Raw genomic sequence first — 25,343 nt, 5'->3', positions numbered from 1 at the left:
CGGCCGGATGAGGGGGAGTCGCGACCGCTATTTCTGGTTCCACCGCCGGATGACCGGTTCGGTCAGGTCGTGCTCGTAGCCGAGGATGCTGAGGCTGGCGGTGTCTAGCACGAAATGCTGGCCGCCCTCAGGCGGCAGGCCGACCCAGCGCGCCGCGAAGACACGCAGGAAATGCGAGCTGGAGAAGATGAGCACGTTGCCGGCAATCGCGCGCAGCCCGGCGATGATGGCGTCGGCGCGGGCGCCGACATTGGCCGCCGTCTCGCCGTTCGGGCAGCCGTCGCGGAACAATTGCCAGCCGGGGCGCTTCGCCAGGATTTCCTTGGTCGTCACGCCTTCATAGGCGCCGTAATCCCATTCCTGCAGGTCCAGCTTCTTGACCCCGCGCGCGCCAAAGCCGGCGAGCCGGCAGGTATCGAAGGCGCGCTGCGAGGGGCTCGACCAAACCGCCTGGAAGGTCAGGCCCTTGAGACGATCGGCCACGCCGCGCGCGGCCTCCTCGCCTTTTGCGGTCAGAGGGATGTCAGTGCGGCCAGTATGCCTGCCAGAGGCGCTCCATTCCGTCTCGCCGTGGCGAACGACGTAGATTTCGGGAAACGCACTGCTCATCGACCGCCCTCATCCTTGAATTCACCGGTGGGAGAGCCGGCGGCGTCACCCTATGCGGCGGCCGGCAAAAAGAACAGGCCGCGGCTGAGCCGCGGCCTGCACAGGCTCGGGAGGGATGCCTGAATTGCCTGTCACTCCGCGGGCAGCAGGCCGCCGGACAGCGCGAGGTCGGCCTCCTCCGGCAACTGGCCGGCCATGGCGGCGGCGAATTGCTTCTGGTCGAGCTCGCCTTCCCAGCGCGCCACGACGATGGTCGCCACCGCGTTGCCGACAAAGTTGGTGAGCGCGCGGCATTCCGACATGAAGCGGTCGACGCCGAGGATCAGCGCCATGCCGGCGACCGGCACCGAAGGCACCACCGAGAGCGTGGCGGCCAGCGTGATGAAGCCGGCGCCGGTGATGCCTGCGGCGCCCTTGGAGCTCAGCATGGCGACGAGCAGGAGCAGGATCTGGTCGCCGAAGGTGAGCGGCGTGTCGGTCGCCTGGGCGATGAATAGCGCGGCAAGCGTCATGTAGATGTTGGTGCCGTCGAGATTGAAGGAATAGCCGGTCGGGATGACGAGACCGACCACCGAGCGGTTGCAGCCGGCGCGCTCCATCTTGGCCATCAGGCCTGGAAGTGCCGCCTCCGACGACGAGGTGCCGAGCACCAGGAGCAGCTCTTCCTTGATGTAGCGGATCAGCGCCAGGATGGAGAAGCCGTTGTACCATGCGACGGCGCCCAGAACGACGAGCACGAAGAGCAGCGACGTCAGGTAGAAAGTGCCGATCAGGAAGGCGAGATTGGCGATCGTGCCGATGCCGTATTTGCCGACGGTGAAGGCCATGGCGCCGAAAGCGCCGATCGGGGCTGCCTTCATCAGGATGGCGACGAGGCGGAAGATCGGCGCGGTCAGCGCCTGCAGGAAATCGACCACGGGGCGGCCGCGCTCGCCGACCAGCGCCAGCGCGACGCCGAACAGCACCGAGAAGAACAGCACCTGCAAGATGTCACCCTGCGCAAAGGCGCCGGTGATGGTGTCGGGAATGATGTTCATCAGGAAGCCGACGATGGTCGTGTCATGCGCCTTCTCGGTGAAGGTCGAGACCTTCGAGGCATCGAGTGTCGCCGGATTGATGTGCATGCCGGCGCCGGGCTGGATGACGTTCGACACAACCAGGCCGACGATCAGCGCCAATGTCGAGAAGACAAGGAAATAGATCATCGCCTTGCCGGCGACGCGGCCGACCTTGTGCAGGTCGGAGACGCCCGCGATGCCGGTCGCCACGGTGAGGAAGATCACCGGCGCGATGACCATCTTGACCAGCTTGATGAAGGCATCGCCGAGCGGCTTCAGCGAAGCGCCCAGATCGGGATAGAAATGGCCAAGCAGGATGCCGGCGGCGATCGCCACCAGGACCTGCACATAGAGATGCCGGTAAAAGGGAACCTTGCCGCGCGGTTCGGCGGCAGCGATTGCTGTCTGCATGATATCCTCCGTTCGACCCCCGATCGAGACGCTCGACCTCCCAGGGGGCTGTTGACCTCCGCAGCCTCGCGGCTGCTGCGGAGGCACTCGCAACACGCGTGCCAGATCCCATCCGCAGTCCCTGAACACTGATTTCGTTGGCTTTTTCGAAAAGAAGGCACGTGTCTTCGAGAGCTCCCGTGCGGTTATCCGCATAGGCCGAATTGCGCCTTGTGCGAAAACATGCACAAATACGCCATGCTGCAACGCCCCGCCGCTGCTCTCGTCCCGACGCCCGAACTGCTTACCGGGCGGGCGCGGCGCGCCTGGCTGCTGTTTACGGCGGTGGCGCTGGCGATCATCGCGGCAGCGCTCTACGGCGCCGGGCTCTATGGCCGCTCGACTGAGATCGAGGCTTTGGCCACGCAGGGACGCACGGACGCCAATCTCAAGGTCGCGCTGCTGCGGGCGGTGCTGGAAAATCCGCGCGCGCTGCCGCTGCTCCTGTCGGAAGACCAGCAGGTGCATGACGCGCTGAGCGAGCGCAGCCCTGCCTCGATCGACGTGCTCAACCGCAAGCTGGAAGGGCTGGTTTCCGGCACCAAGGCCTCGGTGCTCTACGTCACCGGCACGGACGGTCTGGCGATCGCCTCCAGCAACTGGCGCGAACCGGAAAGCTTCGTCGGCAGCGACTACAGTTTCCGGGCCTATTTCTCAGGCGCGATGCAGACCGGCACCGCCGAATATTTCGCGCTCGGCAATGTCTCCAAACGCCCGGGCCTCTACATCTCGCGCCGCGTCGACGGCGCCTCGGGACCCCTCGGCGTCGTCGTGGTCAAGATGGAGTTCGACCAACTCGAAGCCGACTGGCACGAGGCGAGCCGGCCGGCCTATGTCAGCGACGCGCATGGCGTGGTGCTGATCACGAGCGTGCCGTCCTGGCGCTTCCTGACGACGGAGCCGCTTAGCCGGCCGATGCTCGCCGAAATCCGCGCCAGCCAGCAATTCGGCGATGCGCCGCTGGTGCCTCTGCCGATCACGAGGCCGGAGGCGCTCTCCGGCGACGTCGCGCTGGTTCATGCCCTCACGCCCGGAAGCAGCGACGCCGAGTATCTGCGGCTTTCAACCGCGGTGCCGTCGACGCCGTGGCGGCTCGACTATCTTGTCCCAGCCGAAGCGCCGATCGCCGCCGCCCAGCGCGAGATGCGGCTCCTGGCGCTGGGTATCCTTGTCCCGCTCATCGCCTTTGCCGCCTATCTGCTTTGGCGCCGGCAGTCCGCCCAGATGCGGATTGCCGCTGAACAGGCGGCGCGCGCCGAGCTGGAGCGACGCGTCGTCGAGCGCACGCAGGACCTCAGCCTTGCCCGCGATCGGCTGCAGGCCGAGATCGCCGATCACCGAAGCACCGAGGCAAAGCTGCAGGTGATGCAGCAGGATCTGGTGCAGGCCAACCGGCTTGCCACGCTTGGTCAGGTCGCCGCCGGCGTCGCGCATGAGATCAACCAGCCGGTGGCGACCATCCGCGCCTATGCCGACAATGCGCGCGTGTTCCTCGAGCGCAAGCAAAGCGCGTCAGCCGAGGAGAATCTTGGCGCCATCGCCGCGCTGACCGAGCGCATCGGAACCATCACCGAGGAGCTGAAAGCCTTCGCCCGCAAGGGCCGCACCGCCGCCGAGCCCGTCGAATTGCGCAGCGTGATCGAGGGCGCCGTCGTCTTGCTCAGGAGCCGCTTCGCCGGCCGGCTGGACGCGCTGGCGATCACGCTGCCGCCGCCGGCGCTGAAGGTTATGGGCAACCGGCTGCGGCTGGAGCAGGTGCTGATCAACCTTTTCCAGAACGCGCTGGAGGCGCTCGAAGGCCGTGATGGCGCCCGGGTCGAAGTCTCCGTCGCCGAAACCGTCGAAGACGTGGCGCTGGTCGTTTCCGACAACGGACCAGGAATCCCGCCCGCGATCCTGAAATCCCTGTTCACGCCCTTCAACACCTCGAAGGAAAAGGGTCTTGGCCTCGGCCTCGTCATTTCCAAGGACATCGTCGCCGATTATGGCGGGCGCATCGAAGTGGCGAGCGGCGGCCAAGGCACACGCTTCACCATCCATCTGTCAAGAGCTGGCGCAGCATGAGCAACGACGATCGCGCACCAGTCATCCTGATCGACGACGACAGCGACCTGCTCAAGGCGACAAGGCAAACGCTGGAGCTCGCCGGCTTTGCGGTGTCGGCCTACGCGGTGGCGAAGGAAGCGCTGGCGGCGCTGGACAAAAGTTTCGCCGGCGTCGTGGTGTCGGACATCCGCATGCCGGAGATCGACGGGCTGCAGCTTTTCGATCGGGTGTTGCGGCTCGATCCCGATATTCCCGTCATCCTGGTCACGGGGCACGGCGATATCGCGATGGCCGTCAAGGCGATCAAGGACGGCGCCTACGACTTCATCACCAAGCCTTTCGCCACTGAGCGGCTGGCGCAGAGCGTTGCCCGCGCGGCCGAAAAACGCCGGCTGGTGATGGAAAACCGCGCCTTGCGCGAAGCGGCCGAGCAGGCGCAGGAAGGCTTGCCGCTGATCGGCCAGACGCCGGCGATGGAGCGGTTGCGCCGCACGCTGAGGCAGATCGCCGACACCGATGTCGACGTGCTGGTGACCGGCGAGACCGGCTCGGGCAAGGAGGTGGTGGCGAACCTGCTGCATCGCTGGAGCCGCCGCGCCAAGGGCAATTTCGTCGCGCTCAACTGCGGCACGCTGCCGGAAACGGTCATTGAAAGCGAGCTGTTCGGCCATGAGGCCGGCGCCTTCACCGGCGCCCAGAAGAAGCGCGTCGGCCGTATCGAGCATTCGAGCGGCGGGACGCTGTTCCTCGACGAGATCGAAAGCATGCCGGCTGCTACGCAGGTGCAGATGCTGCGCGTGCTCGAAATGCGCGAGGTGGCGCCGCTCGGCACCAATGAGGTGCGCCCGGTCGACCTGAGGGTGGTCGCGGCGGCCAAGGTCGATCTCGGCGATGCCAGCCAGCGCGGCGCTTTCCGCGAGGACCTCTATTACCGGCTCAATGTGGTGACGCTGTCGATCCCGCCGCTGCGCGAAAGGCGGGACGACGTGCCGCTGCTGTTCGGCTATTTTACCGAGCGCGCTGCCGCACGCTTCCGCCGCGCTGTGCCGGCGACATCCACTGCGGTCCAGCGGCACCTGCGGGAGCATGACTGGCCGGGCAATGTGCGCGAGCTCGCCCATTTCGCCGAACGCTTCGTGCTGGGGCTGGAAGACATCGCCGAAGCGCCTTCCGCTGCGGCAGCACAGAACGATTCTTCCGCGCCCTTGCCGGAAAGGCTCGATCGCTACGAGGCCGACATCATCCGCGAGACACTTGGTCGCAATGACGGCGACGTGCGCCGCACCATCGAGGCACTCGGCATTCCGCGCAAGACCTTCTACGACAAGCTGCAGCGGCACGGCATCGTGCGCAGCGATTTTTCCAGATAGATCAAGCTTGTGGAACCCAATCCAACCCCCGTCCGTTGAGCTTGCCCGGCAAACCGTGGCACGTTGGCACCAGCCGGCCAGTGAACGCATCGCCGTGGCGGCGTTGCCGGGTTGCGCTCGGCAGGCGTTGATGGTTTGTTGCCGCCCAGCGGAGAATGAATGATGCGCGAATCCCTCGGTCAAGACGAATACGGCTCGACCAGCCCCTTCGACCCGGACGACCTGCCCAATCTCAATGCGATGGGCCCGGTCATGGGGGGCGGCAATGATTTCGAGAAATATGCGGTCGCCGTCATCATCGTCTTCGGCGCACTGATCATCGGCGGCCTGATGGCCGCCTCCATGTCCTTCGGCCACCGCAACGGCTTCCTGTTCGCGCTCGGCGGCGCCACCGCAGCCTGGATTTCCGGCAATGCTCTGCTGCTCGACCGGCCGCGCATCTACGCGCTGTTCGTCGCCATTGCCGCCGTCATGCTGATCGCCTCGACGATCACGCTGGTGACCTGATCAGACAATCCGGTTGGTGTGCGACAAACCAACCTAGGCCTCTCCGCATGGGATGGCCTCGGATAAAGCCGCAGGTGCTTGGGCCTCCCAGTCGACCACGTCGGCCTTGATCGGATGGTAAAGCATGGCCCGTTGCGTGAATGCGGTATCGTCTTCGTGAAAATAAGCCCCCATCGATGGGCGCCAGACGAACGTCCCCGGGCTGAGATGAGGGTCCTTCGCCGCATTCAGATAGTTTCGTCCCCTTCGGCGCCAGGGCACGAACGGCCCGGTCCCGCCGATATCCTCGATCCTGAGACCATGAACGCGCGCAATGGTCGGCACGAGGAATTCGTAGTGCCCACTCCACTCGCCTGTCGAAAGCGCCTCCTCATAGGTGCCGACAAAGCGCCTCGAAACGCGCATGATGGGCATAAATGCTCTCGTGAAGCGTGATTTCGGGCACGGTCCGTTTGCCGAGCCCCAGAACGTCCAGCGCGGGTCGCGGCGGCGCGTGTTGAGCGTCGTCGTCAGCAAGTCCGCGCCATTGTTTGAAAATTGCTGGAAAAAATCGAGCCAGGTGCCGGCAAAGTCGACGTCATATTCGAGAATCCAGACGAATTCCCGATTTGCGGACTTCGCCAAGGGAAAGAGCACGACGTCCATATAGCCCATCGCCAAGTTTCCGTTATTCAGAGCTTGCCGCACGCGCACGGAGGTTCGGTCGATCTCGAACTCTGCTCGTCCGCCGACGAGATCGCTCAGGGTCCACGGATTATAGGCGAGCTGCCAGTCGATGATCGCCTCCGTTTCGCTGCGGAGACGGTCAAAATGAGCCTGTATTCGATGGTTCAGCACATGCGTTATGAAGATTCCCGCCTGCCGGCCACCTGCCGATGGACCGGGCAATGGCCGCTGAACCGACACGAAACGAAAGGGATTCATCGACAGGGGATCCCGCGGAAAAGCCGCTTCCATCCCTTGGTCGCCTCCGCGGGTGCAGGCCGCTCGCCATGGAGCCGAAGGGCCAGGGCCGATACGTCCGGATCGTCCAGCGGGGTAAATTCATAAAGGGCCGGATCGAAATCCTCGTAGAGATACTGATACTTCAACAATTCGAACGCTCCCGGCTCTATCCTCTGGTAGAATTCGAGTTTGCTGGCCCGCTGGTCCCGGCTTCGTACAACCCAATCGAAATGGTAGATGTGGCACTCCGAAGGCGCGTACAAGACGTCGGATTCATTGAACGAGAAGCCCGGCGTGTGGATTTTTTTCTTGAATTTTACCGAATCGACGAGGAACCCTCTAAACTGAAAGTCGCCCGGCGGCAAATTGGGTAACCTCGCGGCAAAAACAGCCTTGGAATCGATAACGGCTACGGCGCGGCGTGGGATGGCGATCACCGGTTTATTAGTCGGCGCTGCAACATCGCGCAGCCAGGTCAGCAAGGCACGCGAGGGAAATTCATCGTCGTCCAGCCGGAAAATACGCCTTGCGCGTGAAACGGCTGCAATCTTCGGCAGAATGCCTTCGACATAAGACCGCCCCCACCTGACGGATAGCTTGGTGGCCAAGTCAACTTTGCGAAGCACATCTTCTATGTATCGCGGCGACGAACGGCTATCGACGAAATACCGAATTTCAATCCCGAGCCGTCGATATTCTTCGGCAATGATCAGACTGTGCGGCGCTCCGTCACGCGTAGGAACCACCAAAGAAAAACTCTCGCTCATTCATCGACTGCCGCTGGAGCGCCGGCCTCGGGGCCTTGGCATGTTTAGGCATACAGGGACATCGCCCGCTCCTCTTCTAGCGATTTATCATTAATCTTCAACGGCCTGAGCCGTCGTGAGTGCCAGCGGGTCGCATTCCCTACCCCGGCAGCGACAGCACCATCGCCGCGGTCAGTGGGTCGGCCGGCCAAGGCGCGCCCACTGCCACGTTAAATGACCGGCCAATTCATAGGCCCTGAGCTAATATCCCAGCGCCTCGCCGGCAGCCGCGCGGCTGTCCATGGCGCCGTTGTAGCGCGCCCCGCCGCCCTTTTCGATTTCCGCCAGGCTTTTGCCGCCGACCAGAATGCCGGCGGCCCGCCCCCAGGTCTCGTCGCTCAGGTCGAGATGGTAGCCCATGCCGGCGAGCAGCCGCTCCGTGTCCGGGGACAACCCGAACGGCTCGACATAGACCGTGTCCGGCAGCCATTGATGGTGGACGCGCGGCGCGTCGATCGCTTCCTGGATGTCCATGCCGTGGTCGATGACATTGACGATCGCCTCCAGCGTGATGGTGATGATGCGCGAGCCGCCCGGGCTGCCTATGACCATGAACGGCTTGCCGTCCTTGGTGAGGATTGTTGGGCTCATCGAGGATAAAGGCGTCTTCTTCGGCTGAATGGCGTTGGCCTCGCCCTGGACCAACCCGTAGAGGTTCGGCACCCCCGGCTTCTGTGTGAAATCGTCCATCTCGTTGTTGAGCAGGATGCCGGTGCCGTCGGCGACGACGCCGGCGCCGTAGGAGCCGTTCAGCGTGTAGGTGACTGCAACCGCGTTGCCGTCCTTGTCGATGATCGAATAGTGGGTGGTCTCCTTCGACTCGTCGAGGCCTTTCGGCATCAGGTCCTTCGAGACGCCGGCGCGGAACGGGTCGATCTTGCCGCGGATGTCCTTCGCATAGTTCTTGTCGAGCAGCTTCGAGACCGGATTGTCGACGAAATCAGGGTCGCCGAGCGCCGAATTGCGGTCGACATAGGCATGCCGCATGGCCTCGACCATGACATGGACCGTTTCGGCGGACCCTGAGCCGAGATAGGACAGCGGATAGCCTTCGAGCACATTGAGGATTTCGCAGATGATGACGCCGCCCGAACTCGGCGGCGGCGAAGAGATGATCTCGTAGCCGCGATAGGAGCAGGTCACCGGCTTCAATTCGCGCACCGCATATTGCTCGAAATCGCCCTTGCTAAGGATTCCGCCCTTGGCACGGCTCGCCCTGACGATGGCGTCGGCGATCGCGCCCTTGTAGAAGGCGTCCGGCCCCTTTTGCGAGATCGCCGACAGCGCGGCGGCGAGGTCCGGCTGAATGAGGTTCTCGCCGATGCCATAAGGCTTACCGTCCTTTTTCAGGAAGATGGCGGCAGCAGCCGGATCCTTCGCCAAACGATGGGCGCTGCGGGCGAAAGAGGTGGCGTCGCCTTGGTTAAGCACGAAGCCGTCCTTGGCGTAGGCAATCGCCGGCGCCATCAGATCCTGCCTCGAAAGCGTGCCGTATTTCTCGCGCGCCATCTCGAAGCCGGCGACGGAGCCGGGCACACCGACGGCGAGATAGCCGTCGAGACTGGCGCCCTTGATCGGCTTGCCGTCCTTGTCGAGATACATGGTCCTGGTGGCGGCGAGCGGCGCGCGCTCGCGGAAATCGATGAAGGTGGTGCGGCCGTCCTTCAGCCGGATGGTCATGAACCCTCCGCCGCCGATATTGCCGGCTTCGGGAAAGACGACGGCAAGCGCGTAGCCGACCGCGACAGCGGCATCGATGGCGTTGCCGCCTTTCTTCAGCACGTCGACACCGACTTCGGTTGCCAGATGCTGCTCCGTGACCACCATGCCATGCTCGCCCTTGGCTGGAGCCGGCGAGGCGGCGAAGGCGATGGTCGGCGGCGTGAGGGCAATCGCGAGCGAAAGGGTGACGCCGATCAGCGTCCGGCGGGTCAAGGGCATGGCGGTGCTCCAATGCTGCGTGCATAGAAGAGCTACTTGGAGCGGCCGAGTCCATCCATCAATGTGAGGGTACACATATTGGCGTTCGCTCGCCGGCCAGCTCGGCGCTGCAGGAAAAAGAGCCGAGGCCGATGCCAGCCAATCTCCCCCCTTGTGGGGAGATGCCGGCAGGGCAGAGGGGGGCGCGAAGGATCGCCGACCTTCGGATTTGCCCGACCAGCTTCATCTGTTTGGTGTGCAAACGGAAAGTTTTGAGACGTCGGCGGACAGCGCCCCCCTCTGTCCTGCCGGACATCTCCCCCACAAGGGGGGAGATCAGCTAATCTCAGACGATCCCGCCGCCGCCACTCGCAACAGCCGGTCGTTCCGCCGCAACCTTGGCCCGGTAGCCGGCTTCGCGATAGGCGGCGACCGGATCGATGGCGCCGCCGGTTCTGAGCCTCGCCATGGCAAGGATCGGCTCGACATCGGTGCGGTAGGCGCTTTTCAGCGTCTGCGTCGCCATCAGCGCGTCGTTGGCCTCCTGGAAGCCTTCCAGCGCCTTGCGGTCGACCAGCAGCGCCTGCGCGTAGGCGCGCTGGACCTCGACCGCCGACAGCATCAGGCTCTCGATCGGATCGGTGACGTTGTGGCTCTGGTCGAGCATATGCGCGGGATGGAAATCCTTGGCGCCGGAGAGCTCCGCATCGACCAGCTCGTTGAAGACGAGGAACAGCCGGTAGGGATCGATCGAACCGGCATCGAGGTCGTCATCGCCATATTTGGAATCGTTGAAGTGGAAGCCGCCGAGTTTCTTGAACTGGATCAGCCGCGACACGATCATCTCGATGTTGACGTTGGGCGCGTGATGCCCAAGGTCGACCAGGCAGAAGGCCTTGTCGCCGAGCTCCTTGGCGATGATGTAGTTGGTGCCCCAGTCTTGCACGACCGTCGAATAGAAGGCCGGCTCATACATCTTGTGCTCGGTGAACAGGCGCCAGTCGTCCGGCAGGCCGGCATAGATGTCGCGCATCGCGTCCAAGTAGCGCTCGAAGGCCTTTGCCAAATTGACCTGCCCAGGAAAGTTCGAGCCGTCGCCGATCCACACCGTCAGCGCTTTGGAGCCCAGTGTCTTGCCGATCTCGATGCATTCGAGATTGTGCTCGATCGCCTGCCGGCGCGTGCCAGCATCGGCATGCGACAACGAGCCGAACTTGTAGGAAAGCTTTTGGTCCTTGGCGTCGGAAAAGGTGTTGGAGTTCATGGCGTCGAAGCCTAGGCCGAAGCGCGAGGCCGCCTGCTTCAAGCGGTTCGGATCGGCCTTGTCCCAGGGGATGTGCAGGGAGACGGTCGGCGTCGCCTGCGTCAGCTGGCTGATGACGGCGCAGTCCTCGATCTTATCGAAGATGTCACGCGGCTCGCCGGCGCCCGGAAAGCGGGCGAAGCGCGTGCCGCCGGTGCCGACCCCCCAGGACGGGATCGCGACACCGAATTTCTCGACCTTGTCGAGGATGGCGTCGATGGCGATGCCGCGGCGGTCGAGGCGCTCGCCGAGGGAGACGTAGTCGCGCTCGAGGTCGGGTTGGCGCGCGGCGTTGTGGCTGGCGACGAGGTCGGCGCGGATAATTGTTTCTGACATGCAATTCCTCCCAGAACTCGTTCGGCTGGCGCTGCCCCTCATCCGCCTGCCGGCACCTTCTCCCCGTTGAATGGGGAGAAGGAAGCTTATCGCGTAAAACTCTGCGCGTTGCCGGCGTCGACGTTGACGATGTTGCCGGTCGACTTGGCCGACATGTCGGAAGCGAAGAAGTAGATCGCCTCGGCGATGTCGTCCGGGAAGACCGAGCGCTTCAGCATCGAGCGCGAGCGGTAATGCTCCTCAAGGTCGTCGGTCGACATCTTATAGGCGGCAGCGCGCTGTTCCTTCCATTCCCCGGTCCAGATTTTTGAACCGCGCAGCACGGCGTCCGGATTGACGACATTGACCCTGATCTGCGCCTCCGCTCCTTCGAGCGCCAGGCAGCGGGCAAGATGGATCTCGGCGGCCTTGGCGGTGCAATAGGCGGACGCGTTGGGCGAAGCGGCAAGCCCGTTCTTGGAGGCGACGAAGACGACATTGCCACCGATTTTCTGGGCTCGAAACAGCCGGAAGGCCTCGCGCGAGACGAGGAAATAGCCGGTAGACAGGATGTCCATATTCCGGTTCCACAAGGCGAGTGTCGTCTCCTCGATCGGCGCCGAGGAGGCCAGGCCGGCATTGGAAACCAGGATGTCGATGCCGCCGAACTCGACCGCCGTTTCGGCGAAGCCCGAAAGCACCTGGTCCTCGGAGGTAACGTCGATCCGCACCGGACGGACGAAGTCCTTTCCGAACGCCTTCGACAGCTCTTCATTGGCGCTGGCCAAAGCCGCCTCGTCAATGTCGGCGAGCACCACGCAGGCGCCTTCGCGCAGCAACCGGTTGGCGGTGGCGCGGCCGATGCCGCCGGCGCCGCCAGTGACCAGCGCGATCTGGCCGGCCAGCGCCTTTGGCTTCGGCAGGCGCTGCAGCTTGGCTTCCTCGAGCTGCCAATATTCGATGTCGAAAGCTTCCTGCGCCGGCAGGCCGACATAGGACGAGACGGTGGAGGCGCCGCGCATGACGTTGATGGCGTTGACGTAGAATTCGCCGGAAATGCGGGCCGTCGCCTTGTCGCCGGCGAAAGTAAACATGCCGACGCCGGGCATCAGATAGACCACCGCATTGGGATCGCGGATGGCGGGCGAATCCGCATGCTTGCAGGCGTCGTAGTAGGCCTGGTAGCCCACGCGGTATTCAGCAATGTCGTCGGCGAGCCGCGCGATGACGGCATCGATATCGGGCTTTGCCGGATCGAACTCGATCACCAGCGGTCGGATTTTTGTGCGCAGGAAATGGTCCGGGCACGAGGTGCCAAGCGCCGCCAGCGACCGCAAATCCTTCGAGTTGACGAATTCGAGCACCGCCGGCTGGTCGTCGAAATGGCCGAGCTTATGGCTCTTTTCGGAGATCAGGCCGCGGATCCTCGGCATCAGCTTGGCGGCAACGGCGCGGCGCGCCGGCGCATCGAGCGACTTCACCGCCTCGCCGCCGAAAATAGCCACGCCTTCCGACCGGCGCTCGAACCACTCGATTGCCTGGTTGATCACCGAGATCGTCGTCTCGTAGCATTCCTTGGGCGTGTCGCCCCAGGTGAACAGGCCGTGGCTTTCGAGCACGACGCCCTTGGCTTCGGGGTTGTCGAGGCAGAATTTCTCCAGCCACAGGCCAAGCTCGAAGCCCGGACGCTTCCAGGGCAGCCAGCCGATCGCATCGCCGAAGATCTCCTTGGTGATCGCCTTGGAATCCTTGGCAGCGGCGACGGCGATGATGGCGTCGGGATGCATATGGTCGACACAGGCCTTCGGCACGTAAGCATGCAGTGGCGTGTCGATGGAGGCCGCGCGCGGATTGAGGTTGAAGGTGCAGTGGGGGAGATAGCCCACCATCTCATCCTCGTGCTCCACGCCGCGATAAAGAGCTTTGATGGCGCGCAGCTTGTCCATGTAGAGGGTGGCGAAACCGTCGAGCTTGATCGAGGCGCTGTCGCCGCCCGAGCCCTTGACCCACAGGACCTCGACCTCCTCGCCGGTCAGCGGGTCCTTCTGCCAGACCTTGGACGAGGTGTTGCCGCCGCCATAATTGGTGACGCGCTTGTCGGACCCCAGCGTGTTCGAGCGGTAGACCAGGAGCTCGGGACCGCTCATCCCTTCGGCTTTTGCATCGTCCCAAAGATTGGCGAGGCGCGAGCCGGAGCGCTTGTCGAGCATAGGTATCCTCCCTTGGAGCACGAAACGCCGCGCCCCTCATTTCTTGCTCGGGAATGTCTACGCTAGCGACCTACTTGTCAATCACAAACGATCAATATCGATCATATTGCACTGCACAATGAAAATATATGATCGGAAATGATTGACACTGCGCGTTTTCTAAGGCCTGATGCTCGGGCTGGGAGGAACCATGCACGAGAAAGAACGCCACAGGATCATTCTGTCCGCCGTCCAGGAAAAGCCTGTCGTGACGGTGCAGGAAATGGTCGAGCTGACGGACTCCTCCGAGGCGACGATCCGGCGCGACATCGCGGCGCTGCATGTGCAAAAGCGCCTGCGCCGGGTGCGCGGCGGCGCCGAGGCGATCTCGCCGCCGCAATTCATCGGCCTTGCCGGCCGGCCCTTCTCCGTCAACGAAACGCTGAACGCCGCGCAGAAGCGGGCGATCGCGCGGGAAGCGGTGAACCTTTGCGCGGACGGTGAGCCGATCATCATCAATGGCGGCACCACCACCTTCCAGATGGTGCATTTCCTGACCGGACGGCGCATGCCGATCTTCACCAACTCGTTCCCGATCGCCGAGCATCTGCTCAGGCACTCCAAGAACACGGTGATGCTGTCGGGCGGCACGATCTACCGTGAGCAGAACATCATCCTCTCGCCCTTCGACAATGACGTGACGCGCAACTTCTATGCGCGGCGCATGTTCATGGGGGCGCAGGGGCTGGGACCGCTCGGGCTGATGGAAGGCGATCCGCTGCTGATCCAGGCCGAGCAGAAGCTGATCGACCAGGCCGACGAACTGGTGGTGCTGGTCGATTCCTCGAAATTCCGCATGCGCTCCAGCCTGATCCTGTGCGGGCTGTCGCGCATCGCAACCGTGATCACAGACGACGGCATCGAGGACCGGGAGGCCAAGATGCTGGAAACAGCGGGCGTGGCGCTGATCGTCGCCCGCAAACAGTCAAGCGACAAGGAAGAATCTTCACTGCAGGCCTGAGGGAAACTCACGCCCGCAGCGGCGATGGAATGCAACGCTCAAGGGAGGATGTTCGATGAGCTTTTTGAAGAAACTGCTGGTCACGGCGGCCTTTTCCGCCGCCATGTTCGTGAATGCCGCCTATGCCGAAAACGTCAAGATCGCGCTGGTCGTGAAGTCGCTCGGCAACGGCTTCTTCGACGCCGCCAACAAGGGCGCCGAGGAAGCGGCCAAGGAACTGGGCGATGTCGACGTCATCTACACCGGCCCGACCAAGGCGACCGCCGAAGCGCAGATCGAAGTGATCAACTCGCTGATCGCGCAGAAGGTCAACGCCATCGCCGTTTCGGCCAATGACGCCGACGCGCTGGTGCCGGTGCTGAAGAAGGCGATGGATCGCGGCATCACCGTGATTTCGTGGGATTCCGGTGTCGCCAAGGAAGGCCGCCAGCTTCACCTCAACCCGTCCGACACCGGCCTGATCGGCGAGACCATCATCAAGCTCGCCGCCGACTACCTGCCGGAAGGCGGCGACGTCGCGATCCTCTCGGCTTCCTCGACCGCGACCAACCAGAATGCCTGGATCGAAGCGGCCAAGAAGGTGCTGCCGGAGAAGTTCCCGAAGATCAAGCTGGTCGCCACCGTCTATGGCGATGACGACTCGGCCAAGAGCACCGACGAGGCCAAGGGCCTGCTCAAGTCCTATCCGAACCTCAAGGCGATCATCGCGCCGACCACCGTCGGCGTCGTCGCCGCCGCGCAGGTCGTCACCGACGAGAACCTGATCGGCAAGGTCAATGTCACTGGTCTTGCGCTGCCGTCGGAATTCAAGAAATTCATCGACAACGGCGCTTCGCAGGCTGTTGCTCTCTGGAACCCGATCGACCTCGGCTATTCGGCGATCTATCTCGCCCATGACCTGGCGGTGAAGAAGGAAGAGGCCAAGCCCGGCGCCACGCTGTCGATCGGCCGCGTCGGCAAAGTGACGCTCGATGACACCAACTCGGCCGCGATGGCCCCGCCCTTCCAGTTCGATAAGACCAACATCGAGAAGTTCTCCAAGATCTATTGATCTCGGACTGACGGCGCTGCCCCTCATCCGGCCGCTTCGCGGCCACCTTCTCCCCGGTGGGGAGAAGAGCCAGGCGCCAAGCTCGCCAACCTCCTCTCCCCTCGGGGAGAGGTCGACCGAGCGAAGCGGAGGTCGGGTGAGGGGGAGTCAATGCGGAACATAGACGGGCTTGATACGACTCATGGATACGACGGCCCATCACGGCAAAGTAAACGAACGACCCCCGGCCTCAGCTCCCCGCCTGACGCTCTCCGGCATTTCCAAAAGCTTCCCGGGCGTCCGCGCCCTGCACAATGTCAGCCTGTCACTCTACCCCGGGCAGGTGACGGCGTTGATCGGCGAGAACGGCGCCGGCAAGTCGACGCTGGTCAAGATCATGACCGGGATCTACCAGCCCGACTCCGGCGAGATCGGCATCGACGGCCAGGCCACGACGCTGCCCAGCGCGCATGCCGCCTTCGGCCACGGCATCACCGCCATCCATCAGGAAACGGTGCTGTTCGACGACCTTTCGGTCGCCGAAAACATCTTCCTTGGCCACGCGCCGCGCACTCGCTTCGGCACCATCGACTGGCGCACCATGCGCAACAATGCCCGCGAGGTGCTGGAGACGATGCGCGCCGGCCATATCGACGCCGACGCGCGGCTGAAGGATCTCGGCATCGCCAACAAGCACCTGGTCGCCGTGGCGCGCGCGATGTCGATCGACGCGCGCATCGTCATCATGGACGAGCCGACCGCCGCCCTTTCGATGAAGGAGATCGAGGAGCTTTTCCTCTTGATCGAATTCCTGAAAAGCGACGGCAAGGCCGTGCTCTTCATCAGCCACAAGTTCGACGAGATCTACCGCATCGCCGACCGCTACACCGTCTTCCGCGACGGCGAGATGGTGGGCGAAGGTCTGCTGAAAGACACCGGCCAGAACGAGATCGTGCGCATGATGGTCGGCCGCAACGTCGACCACATCTTTCCGCAGCGCGAGCCGAAGATCGGCGCGCCGGTGCTTTCGGTCTCCGGCCTGTCGCATCCCACCGAATTCGATGACATCGGCTTCGAGCTGCGCAAGGGCGAAATCCTCGGCTTCTACGGGCTGGTCGGCGCCGGGCGCAGCGAGGTCATGCAGGCGATCGCCGGCATTACCCGCACCAGCCGAGGTGCCATTTCGCTGGACGGCAAGACGATCGCACCGAAATCGGCCGCCGATTCGATCGAGGCCGGCATCGTCTATGTGCCGGAGGAACGCGGCAAGCAGGGCGTGGTGATCGGCCTGCCGATCTTCCAGAACGTGTCGCTGCCTTCGCTCAAGCGTACCTCGAAATCCGGCGTGCTCAGGCTCGCGGAAGAGTTCGCGCTTGCACGTTCCTATACCGAGCGGCTCGATCTGCGCGCCTCATCGCTCAGCCAGGATGTCGGCACGCTGTCCGGCGGCAACCAGCAGAAGGTGGTCATCGCCAAATGGCTGGCGACGACGCCGAAGGTGATCATCCTCGACGAGCCGACCAAAGGCATCGACATCGGCTCCAAGGCCGCCGTGCACGGCTTCATGGCCGAGCTCGTCGCGCAAGGGCTTTCGGTGATCATGGTGTCGTCCGAACTGCCCGAGATCCTCGGCATGTCGGACCGCGTCGTGGTCATGCGCGAAGGCCGTATCGCCGCGACCTGTGACAACAAGGGCCTGGACGCCGAAACGCTGGTTCGGACGGCAGCGGGGATCGCGGCATGAAGAACTTTCTCAAATATCGCGAGATCTGGCTGCTGACCGGCATCGTCGTGCTGATCGGCCTGATCTCCACCCGTTTCCCTGGTTTCGCCGATCCGGCCAATCTGCGCCAGGTGTTCAACGACACCTCTATTTTGATGATCCTGGCGCTCGGCCAGATGGTGGTGATCCTGACACGCTCGATCGATCTTTCGATGGCGTCCAACCTGTGCTTCACCGGCATGGTGGTGGCGATGCTGAACGCCGCGCATCCGGCGATCCCGATCCCGGTACTGATCGTCATCGCATTGCTGGTTGGCCTGGTGCTCGGCGTGATCAACGGCTTCCTGGTGTGGCGGCTGAACATCCCCTCCATCGTGGTGACGCTCGGCACACTGACCATCTATCGCGGCGCCACCTTCGTCGTCTCCGGCGGCGCCTGGGTCAATGCCGACCAGATGAGCCCGGACTTCATCAACTTCCAGCGCGCCGCCTTCCTCGGCCTGCCGGTGCTGTCCTGGATCTCGATACTGGTGATCGCGCTGTTCTTCCTGGTGATGACGCGCACGCAGATCGGCCGCTCGATCTACGCGATCGGCGTCAATCCGACCGCCTCGGTCTATGCCGGCATCGATGTCGGCCGCACCAAATTCATCGTCTTCTGCATCTCCGGCATGATCGGCGGGCTCGCCGGCTATCTCTGGATCTCGCGCTATGTGATCGCCTCGGTCGAGGTCGCCAACGGCTATGAGCTCAACATCATCGCCGCCTGCGTCATAGGCGGCATCTCGATCGCCGGCGGCATAGGCTCGGTCGGCGGCGCGGTGCTGGGGGCGTTGTTCCTCGGCATCATCTCCAATGCCCTGCCGGTCATCAACATCTCGCCCTTCTGGCAGATGGCGATCTCGGGCAGCGCCATTATCCTGGCCGTGGTGCTCAATGCGCGCGGCGAGCGCCGGCAGGGCCGCATCATCCTGAGAAAGGCGGAAGCGGCATGACCGACACCCCTGCCCCGCGCCATATCCCCGACCGGCTCGACAAGCCGCTTTCCTCGGCGATCTTCTCCTGGGAAGCGCTGCTGGTCGTCATCGCGGTCGCCATCTTCGCGGTGAACAGTTTTGCCTCCCCCTATTTCCTCGATCCGTGGTCGCTGTCGGACCTCACCTTCAACTTCACGGAAAAAGGGCTGATCGCGCTGGCGATGGCGCTGCTGATCATCTCCGGCGAGATCGACCTCTCCGTCGCGGCGATCGTGGCTTTGGCCTCGACCATGATGGGCATGGCGGTGCAGGCCGGCGCCGGAACGCCGCTGCTGGTGCTGATCGGCATTGCCGTCGGCCTCGCCTGCGGCGCCTTCAACGGGCTGCTGGTCACGCGGCTCGGCCTGCCGTCCATCGTCGTCACCATCGGCACGATGAGCCTGTTTCGCGGCATCGCCTTCATCATCCTCGGCGACCAGGCCTACAAAGGCTATCCGGAAAGGTTTGCGTTCTTCGGCCAGGGTTATGTCTGGTGGGTTTTCTCGTTCGAGCTGGCGCTGTTCCTCGTCGCGGCGCTGATCTACTGGTTCGTGCTGCACCGCACGAGCTTCGGCCGGCGGGTCTTTGCCATCGGCAACAATCCGGTCGCCTGCCAGTTCTCCGGCGTGCGCGTCGATCGCATCAAGTTCATCCTGTTCTGCCTGACCGGGCTTATGTCGGGCATCGCCTCGGTGCTGATCACCTCACGGCTCGGCTCGACAAGACCGTCGATCGCGCAGGGCTATGAGCTCGAGGCGATCACCATGGTGGTGCTTGGCGGCGTGTCGATCCTCGGCGGCGCCGGCAGCATCCTCGGCGTCGTGCTCGCCGCCTTCATCATGGGGCTGGTGACGTTCGGCCTCGGGCTGCTCAATGTGCCCGGCATCGTCATGTCGATCTTCATCGGCCTGTTGCTTATCATCGTGATTGCGCTGCCCATCGTCTGGCGGCGGCTGCGCGAAGGACGCTTCGCCTGATGGAGAAATACGCCTTCAAAATGAAGCTCAATCCCGGCATGAAGGCTGAATACAAGCGCCGCCATGACGAGATCTGGCCTGAGCTGGTGGCGCTGCTGACAGAGGCCGGCGTTTCCGACTATTCGATCCATCTCGACGAGGAGACCGACATCCTGTTCGGCGTGCTGTGGCGGCGTGACGATCACGGCATGGCCGATCTGCCGAAGCACCCGGTGATGCAGCGCTGGTGGGCGCATATGGCCGACGTCATGGAGACCAAGCCCGACAACGAGCCGGTGGCGGTGCCGCTGGAAACAATGTTCCATATGGCATGATCGTCGCCGTCATCGACATCGGCAAGACCAACGCCAAGGTGGCGCTGGTCGATCTCGCGACACTGAGCGAGATCGCGCTGCGCCGCACGGCGAATGCGCCGGTGCGCCAAGGGCACTACCCGCATCACGATGTCGAGGCGCTGTGGACGTTCATCCTCGACAGCCTCGCCGATCTCAACCGCGAACGGCGCATCGATGCGATCTCGATCACCACGCATGGCGCGACTGGCGCGCTGGTCGACGCCGCCGGCGAACTAGTGCTGCCGGTGCTCGACTATGAATTCGACGGCCCCGACCGGCTGGCGCAAGAATATGACGCCGTCCGCCCGCCCTTCGCCGAGACCGGTACGCCGCGGCTGCCGGTCGGCCTCAATCTCGGCGCGCAGTTTTTCTGGCAGCAGAGGCGCTTCCCGGCGGAATTCGCCAGGGCGACCGCGATGCTGATGTATCCGCAATATTGGGCGCTGCGGCTGACCGGCATTGCCGCGACCGAGGTCACCTCGCTTGGCTGCCACACCGATCTGTGGAACCCCTGGACGTCCGACTATTCGTCGCTGGTCGGCAGAATGGGTTGGCGCCCGTTGATGGCGCCGGTGCGACCGGCCAAGGACCGGCTTGGCCCGATCCTGCCAGCGATTGCGCAACGGACGGGGCTCAATCCACAGACCCCGGTTTTCTGCGGACTGCACGATTCCAACGCCTCGCTGCTGCCGCATCTGCTGTCCGACGCGCCGCCCTTCTCCGTCGTCTCGACAGGCACATGGGTGGTGTCGATGGCCGTCGGCGGCAGGAAGGTGGAACTCGACCCGGCGCGCGACACGCTGGTCAATGTCAACGCGCTCGGCGATCCCGTGCCATCGGCGCGCTTCATGGGCGGTCGCGAGTTCTCGCTGCTCACCGACGGCCAGCCGCAGGAATGGATCGATGACGATGTCGCTGCGGTGCTGGCGCGGCAGGTCCTGCTTCTGCCTTCCACCCAACACGGCTCCGGACCCTTTCCGCATCGCGACGCGCAGTGGGTCAATGCCGAGACCTTAAGTCCCGGCGAACGCTTCGCCACCATCTCGTTCTATCTGGCGCTGATGACCTCGACCTGCCTGGAACTGATCGGCGGCGACGGACCGACGACGGTCGAGGGGCCGTTCGCGCGAAACCCGCTTTTCGTCCGCATGCTGGCGGCGGCGACAGAGAGGCCGGTCATCGTATCGGAGAACTCGACCGGGACCAGCATCGGCGCGGCGTTGCTGGCGACGGACGGCGCGCCCGCGATGAGTAAGGGCGAGTACAGCGCACAGCCTGCCGATCAGGCTTGGGGCGACTATGCAAGGACGTGGCAGTTGGCTGTTCAGACGCAACCGACCACTATCTGACAGGCAGGCGCTGCCCCTCATTTGCCCTGCCGGGCATTTCCCCCCGTAAAGTGACGGGGAGAAAGAAACTGGCGCCGACGATTTCGCCAATTGTCTGCGTCGCAAAATGGGCGTCGGCATCGCGGCCAGCTCTCTTCTCCCCGTTCAACGGGGAGAAGGTGCCGGTAGGCGGATGAGGGGCAGCGCCGACCTCAGAGATTAGGGAGGTTTCAGCGTGCCGTCCCGTGCAGCAATCCTTTGGGATCGATCTGCGGCTTTCTGCCGGCGACGACATCGGCCAGGAACTGCCCCGAGCCGCAGGCCATGGTCCAGCCGACATGGCCGTGGCCGGTGTCGAGGTAGAGGTTGCGGTATTTCGCCTGGCCGATCACCGGCACCGAATTCGGCATCATCGGCCGCAGGCCCGCCCACAGCACGGCCTTCTTCTCGTCGAAGGCTCCCGGGAAAAGATCCTTGCCGGTTTCCAGGATGGTCCTGCAATCACCTGGCTTGAAGCTGCGGTCGAAGCCGGTGAACTCGGCCGTCGAGGACATGCGCAGGCGATTGCCGAGCCTGGAATAGCCGATCAGCCGATCCTCGTCGGCGCCGCCCATGGTCGGCCCCTTGCTCTCATCCTCCAAGGGAATCGTCGCTGTGTAGCCCTTCACCGGATAGACCGGCAGGTCGATGCCGTAGCGGCGGCCGAGCAGCCCGCTCTCTGGCCCCATCGAAATGACGACGGCGTCGCCGGTTACCGGGCCGGCCGAGGTGACGACCGCGCGCACGCGATCGCCCTCGATGTCGAGGCCCTCGACCGTCGTGCCGAACAGGAATTTGACGCCGAGCTTTTCGGCGGCATAGGCGGCGAGCCTGTCCGTGAACTGCTTGGAATCGCCGGTCTGGTCGATCGGCGAATAGATGCCGCCGGCGATCTTTTCCTTCACGCCGGCAAGGCCAGGCTCCAGCTCGACCAGGCGCTCGCGGCCGACGATCTCGATCGGCAGGCCGTGCTCGCCGAGATAGCGATAATTGTCGGTGCCGGTGTCGAGGCTCTTTTGCGACCGGAAGAAGTAGAGGATGCCCTTCTTGCGCTCGTCGTAATGGATGCCTGTTGCCTCAGACAGTTGATTGATGCACTGGCGGGAATGGAGCGCCAATCTCAGCTTGATATCGGTATTGGCGCGCAGCCGCTTCACGGTGCATTCGCGCAGGAAGCGCAGACTCCAGAGATAGAAATACGGGTCGAGGCGCAGCCTGACCTTGATGCCGAGATCGTGGTTCCAAAGCGCGCGCAGGAATGTCTTCAGCGCGGCGGGCGAAGCCCAGGCTGTGGCGTCGCCCGGCGACACCAGGCCGGCATTCGACTGGCTGGTGCCGCGCGCCGCGGCTTCATGGCGCTCGATCACGGTCACCTCGTGACCGTCTTTGGCCAGATAATAGGCAGCCGCCGTGCCAACCACGCCGGCGCCGAGAACCAGGATCTTCATGCCGTCCCCTCAAGCATCATAGCGGCGGCGCGCGCCAACGCGCACCGCCGCATGAGGCTCAATACCGCTTCTAAAAGCGCCGGACGAGTCCTTGGCCCAACAGCTGGACTTTTTGTCTTGACGCAATTCCGGACGGAAAACCGCTACACACTTTTCCTGGAATTGCTCAGCTTCTCACGGAATTCTTGCCCGTCAGGATACGCTCCCAGGCCAGCGCATCGTTGACGATCAGGTCGAGATCGTCGCGCTGCGGCGTCCAGCCGAGCTCCTTGCGGGCAAGCTCGGAATTGGCGACCACGGCGGCGGCGTCGCCCGGCCGGCGATCCCCCATGCGGACATCGAAATCATGACCGAAGGCGCGTCGAACGCTGTCGATCACTTCCAGCACCGAATAGCCGTGGCTGTAGCCGCAATTGGCGACGAGGCTCGTGCCGCCGGCACGCAGCCGCTGCAGCGCCAGCCGGTGCGCGGCGGCCAAATCGCTGACATGGATGTAGTCGCGCATGCAGGTGCCGTCCGGCGTCGGATAATCGGTGCCGAAGACCTGCATGAAGGGGCGTTTGCCGAGCGCGGTCTCGCAGGCAACCTTTATGAGATGCGTGGCGCCGGGCGTCGACTGCCCGGTGCGGCCCTTCGGGTCGGCGCCGGCGACGTTGAAATAGCGCAGCGCCGTATAGCGGATGTCGTGCGCGAGCGCCGCGTCGCGCAGCATCCATTCGCTCATCAGCTTGGAGAGGCCATAGGGCGATTCCGGCGCAAGGCGGGCATCCTCGCGCACCGGCTCCAGCCCGGCGCCGCCATAGACGGCGGCGGTGGAAGAGAAGATGAAATGCGGCACGCCCTCGCGCACGGCTGTCTCGATCAGCGTGCGGGTCTTGCAGGTGTTGTTCTCGTAATAGCCGAGCGGATCGGCGACCGATTCCGGCACCACGATCGAGCCGGCGAAGTGGATGATGGCGTCGACCTTGTTTTCGCGGATGATCCGGCCGACCAGGTCACGGTCGGCGACGTCGCCGACAACGAGCTTTGCTTCCGGGGCGACCGCCCATTCGAAACCGGTGGAAAGCCGGTCGAGCACCACGACGCTCTCGCCGGCATCCAGCAACTCCCAGACCATATGGCTGCCGATATAACCGGCACCACCCGTCACCAAAACCGTCATCTTCTACCTCGCTGATCAAGATTTATCGGAAACTGTCTCAACAGCCCCCGTGCTGGAAACCCCGCCGCAAGCCCTTTATCCTCCCCCTAAATGTTAAACCCGTAATAGTTTCTCCCGTCCGAGGCATCGTACTGAAACAAAGCTCGTTCACACCCCGGGGAATAGGCCACGATCCGGCATCGTTAGGAACAGGGCAAAGGCGTGGCATTTTGACCGGTTGGGTTCGGTGGACGCGGCATGGGGCAGTGACTATGATCCGCCGCAAAATTGGGAAGTCGACATGAATTACCAGCGGTTCTTCGAGGATGCGATCGACCAGCTCCACGCGGAGCGGCGCTACCGTGTCTTCGCCGACCTCGAGCGCATGGTGGGCAAGTTCCCGCGCGCCATCTGGCGTTCCAACGGCCGCGCCCAGGAAATCACCGTCTGGTGCTCCAACGACTATCTCGGCATGGGCCAGAACGAGGATGTGATCGCCGCCTTCCAGACCGCTGCCGGCAGGATGGGCTCGGGCGCCGGCGGCACCCGCAACATCTCCGGCACCTCCAACCCGCTGGTCGAGCTCGAGCAGGAGCTCGCCGACCTGCATGACAAGGAGGCAGGGCTGGTCTTCACCTCCGGCTTCGTCTCCAACGAGGCCTCGATCTCGACCATCGCCAGGCTTTTGCCCAACTGCCTGGTGCTCTCCGACGAGCTCAACCATGCCTCGATGATCGAGGGCGTGCGCCGCTCGGGCGCGGAAAAGAAGATCTTCCGCCACAACGACGTCGCGCATCTGGAAAGCCTGCTTCAGGCAGCGGGCCGCGAGCGCGCCAAGCTGATCGTGTTCGAGAGCGTCTATTCGATGGACGGCGACATCGCGCCGATCAGAGAGATCGTCGAGCTGGCCGAGCGCTACAACGCCATGACCTATATCGACGAGGTGCATGCGGTGGGCATGTACGGACCGCGCGGCGGCGGCATCACCGAGCGCGAGGGCCTGGCCGACCGCATCGACATCATCCAGGGCACGCTGGCCAAGGCCTTCGGCACGCTCGGCGGCTACATCACCGGCACCAGCGCCGTGATCGACGCGGTGCGCTCCTACGCGCCGGGTTTCATCTTCACCACCGCGCTGCCGCCGGCGATTGCCGTCGCCACCACCGCCTCGATCCGTCATCTCAAGCGCTCGCAGGCCGAGCGCGACGCGCAGCAGCGCCAGGCGGCGCGCACCAAGCAGGTGCTTGCCGCGGCCGGCCTGCCGGTGATGGAATCGGCCACCCATATCGTGCCGGTGCTGGTCGGCGACCCCGAGCTTTGCAAGATGGCGAGCGACCGCCTGCTTGGCGTGCACGGCATCTATATCCAGCCGATCAACTATCCGACGGTGCCGCGCGGCACCGAGCGGCTGCGCATCACGCCCACACCGTTCCATTCGGACGCGCTGATCGCCGAACTGCAGGATGCGCTGGTCGAGACCTGGGATGCGCTCGGCATCCCCTATGCCGGCTCAGGCCGTCCCGCCGTCGCCAAGACCGACCGCATCATTCCGCTGCTTGTTCCGAAGTCAGGCGGCTGAAGCCGTTTTAAGCTCTACTCCGGCGGCCATCCGCTGCAACTTTCTGCGCTTCTACAGCGCCGCGCGTCCATTTCGGACGCGCAAAGGACGCTGTAGCAATTTCAATTTGGCGCATGATCCTTTCCGAAGATCGAATCCGATCTTCGGGGTCATGCGCGTGCTCACGGACCTGAATGTCCGCTGCGCTC

At 63.8% G+C, this 25,343-nt stretch carries 20 protein-coding genes; 11 read left to right on the top strand and 9 right to left on the bottom strand.

Translation table 11 applies throughout. From position 1 onward, the window contains the following. Window positions 1-27: 27 nt before the first annotated feature. Both EN862_RS29665 and EN862_RS29660 read right to left on the bottom strand, forming a co-directional pair. On the bottom strand, window positions 28-609 hold the full coding sequence (locus EN862_RS29665) for a histidine phosphatase family protein (RefSeq protein ID WP_127868568.1): 582 nt from the start codon (window positions 607-609) through the stop codon (window positions 28-30). Between the two features lie 131 nt (window positions 610-740). Then, window positions 741-2,078 (bottom strand): dicarboxylate/amino acid:cation symporter, encoded by a 1,338-nt coding sequence (locus EN862_RS29660; RefSeq protein ID WP_127868569.1) that lies wholly within the window; start codon window positions 2,076-2,078, stop codon window positions 741-743. Window positions 2,079-2,315: 237 nt separating this feature from the next. On the opposite strand from EN862_RS29660, the gene EN862_RS29655 reads away from it, so the two are divergent. The 3 genes from EN862_RS29655 (at window position 2,316) to EN862_RS29645 (ending at window position 6,040) form a co-directional block, all read left to right on the top strand. Beyond that, window positions 2,316-4,181, top strand: coding sequence for a sensor histidine kinase (locus tag EN862_RS29655; RefSeq protein ID WP_127868596.1), 1,866 nt, complete (start codon window positions 2,316-2,318; stop codon window positions 4,179-4,181). Further along, a complete protein-coding gene (locus EN862_RS29650; protein ID WP_127868570.1) occupies window positions 4,178-5,533 on the top strand; it encodes a sigma-54 dependent transcriptional regulator in 1,356 nt (451 codons plus the stop codon). The genes EN862_RS29655 and EN862_RS29650 overlap by 4 nt, the downstream gene beginning before the upstream one ends. Before the next feature lie 159 nt (window positions 5,534-5,692). Beyond that, window positions 5,693-6,040: a hypothetical protein gene (locus EN862_RS29645; RefSeq protein WP_245519731.1), complete on the top strand. Its 348-nt coding sequence runs from the start codon at window positions 5,693-5,695 to the stop codon at window positions 6,038-6,040. 33 nt (window positions 6,041-6,073) lie between these two features. On the opposite strand, the gene EN862_RS29640 is transcribed toward EN862_RS29645, so the two are convergent. The 5 genes from EN862_RS29640 to EN862_RS29620 all read right to left on the bottom strand — a co-directional run bounded on the left by EN862_RS29640 (window position 6,074) and on the right by EN862_RS29620 (window position 13,539). Further along, window positions 6,074-6,997, bottom strand: coding sequence for a hypothetical protein (locus EN862_RS29640; RefSeq protein WP_127868571.1), 924 nt, complete (start codon window positions 6,995-6,997; stop codon window positions 6,074-6,076). Further along, on the bottom strand, window positions 6,961-7,752 hold the full coding sequence (locus tag EN862_RS29635) for a hypothetical protein (protein WP_127868572.1): 792 nt from the start codon (window positions 7,750-7,752) through the stop codon (window positions 6,961-6,963). The genes EN862_RS29640 and EN862_RS29635 overlap by 37 nt, the downstream gene beginning before the upstream one ends. A 240-nt stretch (window positions 7,753-7,992) precedes the next feature. Next, window positions 7,993-9,732, bottom strand: a complete 1,740-nt coding sequence (gene ggt / locus EN862_RS29630; protein ID WP_127868573.1) for a gamma-glutamyltransferase — start codon at window positions 9,730-9,732, stop codon at window positions 7,993-7,995. Between the two features lie 325 nt (window positions 9,733-10,057). Then, complete coding sequence (gene rhaI, locus EN862_RS29625; RefSeq protein ID WP_127868574.1) at window positions 10,058-11,350, bottom strand: L-rhamnose catabolism isomerase; 1,293 nt, start codon at window positions 11,348-11,350, stop codon at window positions 10,058-10,060. Window positions 11,351-11,436: 86 nt separating this feature from the next. Beyond that, window positions 11,437-13,539 (bottom strand): bifunctional rhamnulose-1-phosphate aldolase/short-chain dehydrogenase, encoded by a 2,103-nt coding sequence (locus EN862_RS29620; RefSeq protein WP_127868575.1) that lies wholly within the window; start codon window positions 13,537-13,539, stop codon window positions 11,437-11,439. Between the two features lie 190 nt (window positions 13,540-13,729). Here EN862_RS29620 and EN862_RS29615 point away from each other — a divergent pair, with 190 nt between their 5' ends. The 7 genes from EN862_RS29615 (at window position 13,730) to EN862_RS29585 (ending at window position 20,969) form a co-directional block, all read left to right on the top strand. Then, a complete protein-coding gene (locus EN862_RS29615) occupies window positions 13,730-14,539 on the top strand; it encodes a DeoR/GlpR family DNA-binding transcription regulator (RefSeq protein ID WP_127868576.1) in 810 nt (269 codons plus the stop codon). Between the two features lie 55 nt (window positions 14,540-14,594). Further along, window positions 14,595-15,590 carry a rhamnose ABC transporter substrate-binding protein gene (gene rhaS, locus EN862_RS29610; RefSeq protein WP_042637283.1) on the top strand — a complete coding sequence of 332 codons (996 nt, stop codon included), beginning with the start codon at window positions 14,595-14,597 and terminating at the stop codon, window positions 15,588-15,590. A gap of 181 nt (window positions 15,591-15,771) precedes the next feature. Beyond that, a complete protein-coding gene (locus EN862_RS29605; RefSeq protein WP_127868577.1) occupies window positions 15,772-17,313 on the top strand; it encodes a sugar ABC transporter ATP-binding protein in 1,542 nt (513 codons plus the stop codon). After that, window positions 17,310-18,287, top strand: a complete 978-nt coding sequence (locus tag EN862_RS29600; protein WP_127868578.1) for an ABC transporter permease — start codon at window positions 17,310-17,312, stop codon at window positions 18,285-18,287. Before EN862_RS29605 ends, EN862_RS29600 begins: the two co-directional genes overlap by 4 nt. After that, the gene (locus EN862_RS29595) at window positions 18,284-19,285 is read left to right on the top strand and encodes an ABC transporter permease (RefSeq protein WP_127868579.1); all 1,002 of its coding nucleotides are present in this window, start codon (window positions 18,284-18,286) and stop codon (window positions 19,283-19,285) included. The genes EN862_RS29600 and EN862_RS29595 overlap by 4 nt, the downstream gene beginning before the upstream one ends. Further along, complete coding sequence (gene rhaM, locus EN862_RS29590) at window positions 19,285-19,599, top strand: L-rhamnose mutarotase (protein WP_193771604.1); 315 nt, start codon at window positions 19,285-19,287, stop codon at window positions 19,597-19,599. Before EN862_RS29595 ends, rhaM begins: the two co-directional genes overlap by 1 nt. Further along, window positions 19,596-20,969 carry an FGGY-family carbohydrate kinase gene (locus tag EN862_RS29585; protein WP_127868581.1) on the top strand — a complete coding sequence of 458 codons (1,374 nt, stop codon included), beginning with the start codon at window positions 19,596-19,598 and terminating at the stop codon, window positions 20,967-20,969. The genes rhaM and EN862_RS29585 overlap by 4 nt, the downstream gene beginning before the upstream one ends. Before the next feature lie 209 nt (window positions 20,970-21,178). Here EN862_RS29585 and EN862_RS29580 read toward each other — a convergent pair whose 3' ends face one another. Both EN862_RS29580 and galE read right to left on the bottom strand, forming a co-directional pair. After that, complete coding sequence (locus tag EN862_RS29580; RefSeq protein ID WP_127868582.1) at window positions 21,179-22,435, bottom strand: D-amino acid dehydrogenase; 1,257 nt, start codon at window positions 22,433-22,435, stop codon at window positions 21,179-21,181. Between the two features lie 166 nt (window positions 22,436-22,601). After that, on the bottom strand, window positions 22,602-23,597 hold the full coding sequence (gene galE, locus EN862_RS29575; protein ID WP_095819620.1) for a UDP-glucose 4-epimerase GalE: 996 nt from the start codon (window positions 23,595-23,597) through the stop codon (window positions 22,602-22,604). Window positions 23,598-23,877: 280 nt separating this feature from the next. On the opposite strand from galE, the gene hemA reads away from it, so the two are divergent. Further along, window positions 23,878-25,155: a 5-aminolevulinate synthase gene (hemA, locus tag EN862_RS29570; protein ID WP_128192808.1), complete on the top strand. Its 1,278-nt coding sequence runs from the start codon at window positions 23,878-23,880 to the stop codon at window positions 25,153-25,155. Window positions 25,156-25,343 lie beyond the last annotated feature (188 nt).

It is taken from the genome of Mesorhizobium sp. M2E.F.Ca.ET.219.01.1.1 (assembly GCF_004016445.2).
Classification (GTDB): domain Bacteria; phylum Pseudomonadota; class Alphaproteobacteria; order Rhizobiales; family Rhizobiaceae; genus Mesorhizobium.
Note: the sequence above shows the minus strand (reverse complement) of the source record. Positions and strands in the feature narration are given on the sequence as shown.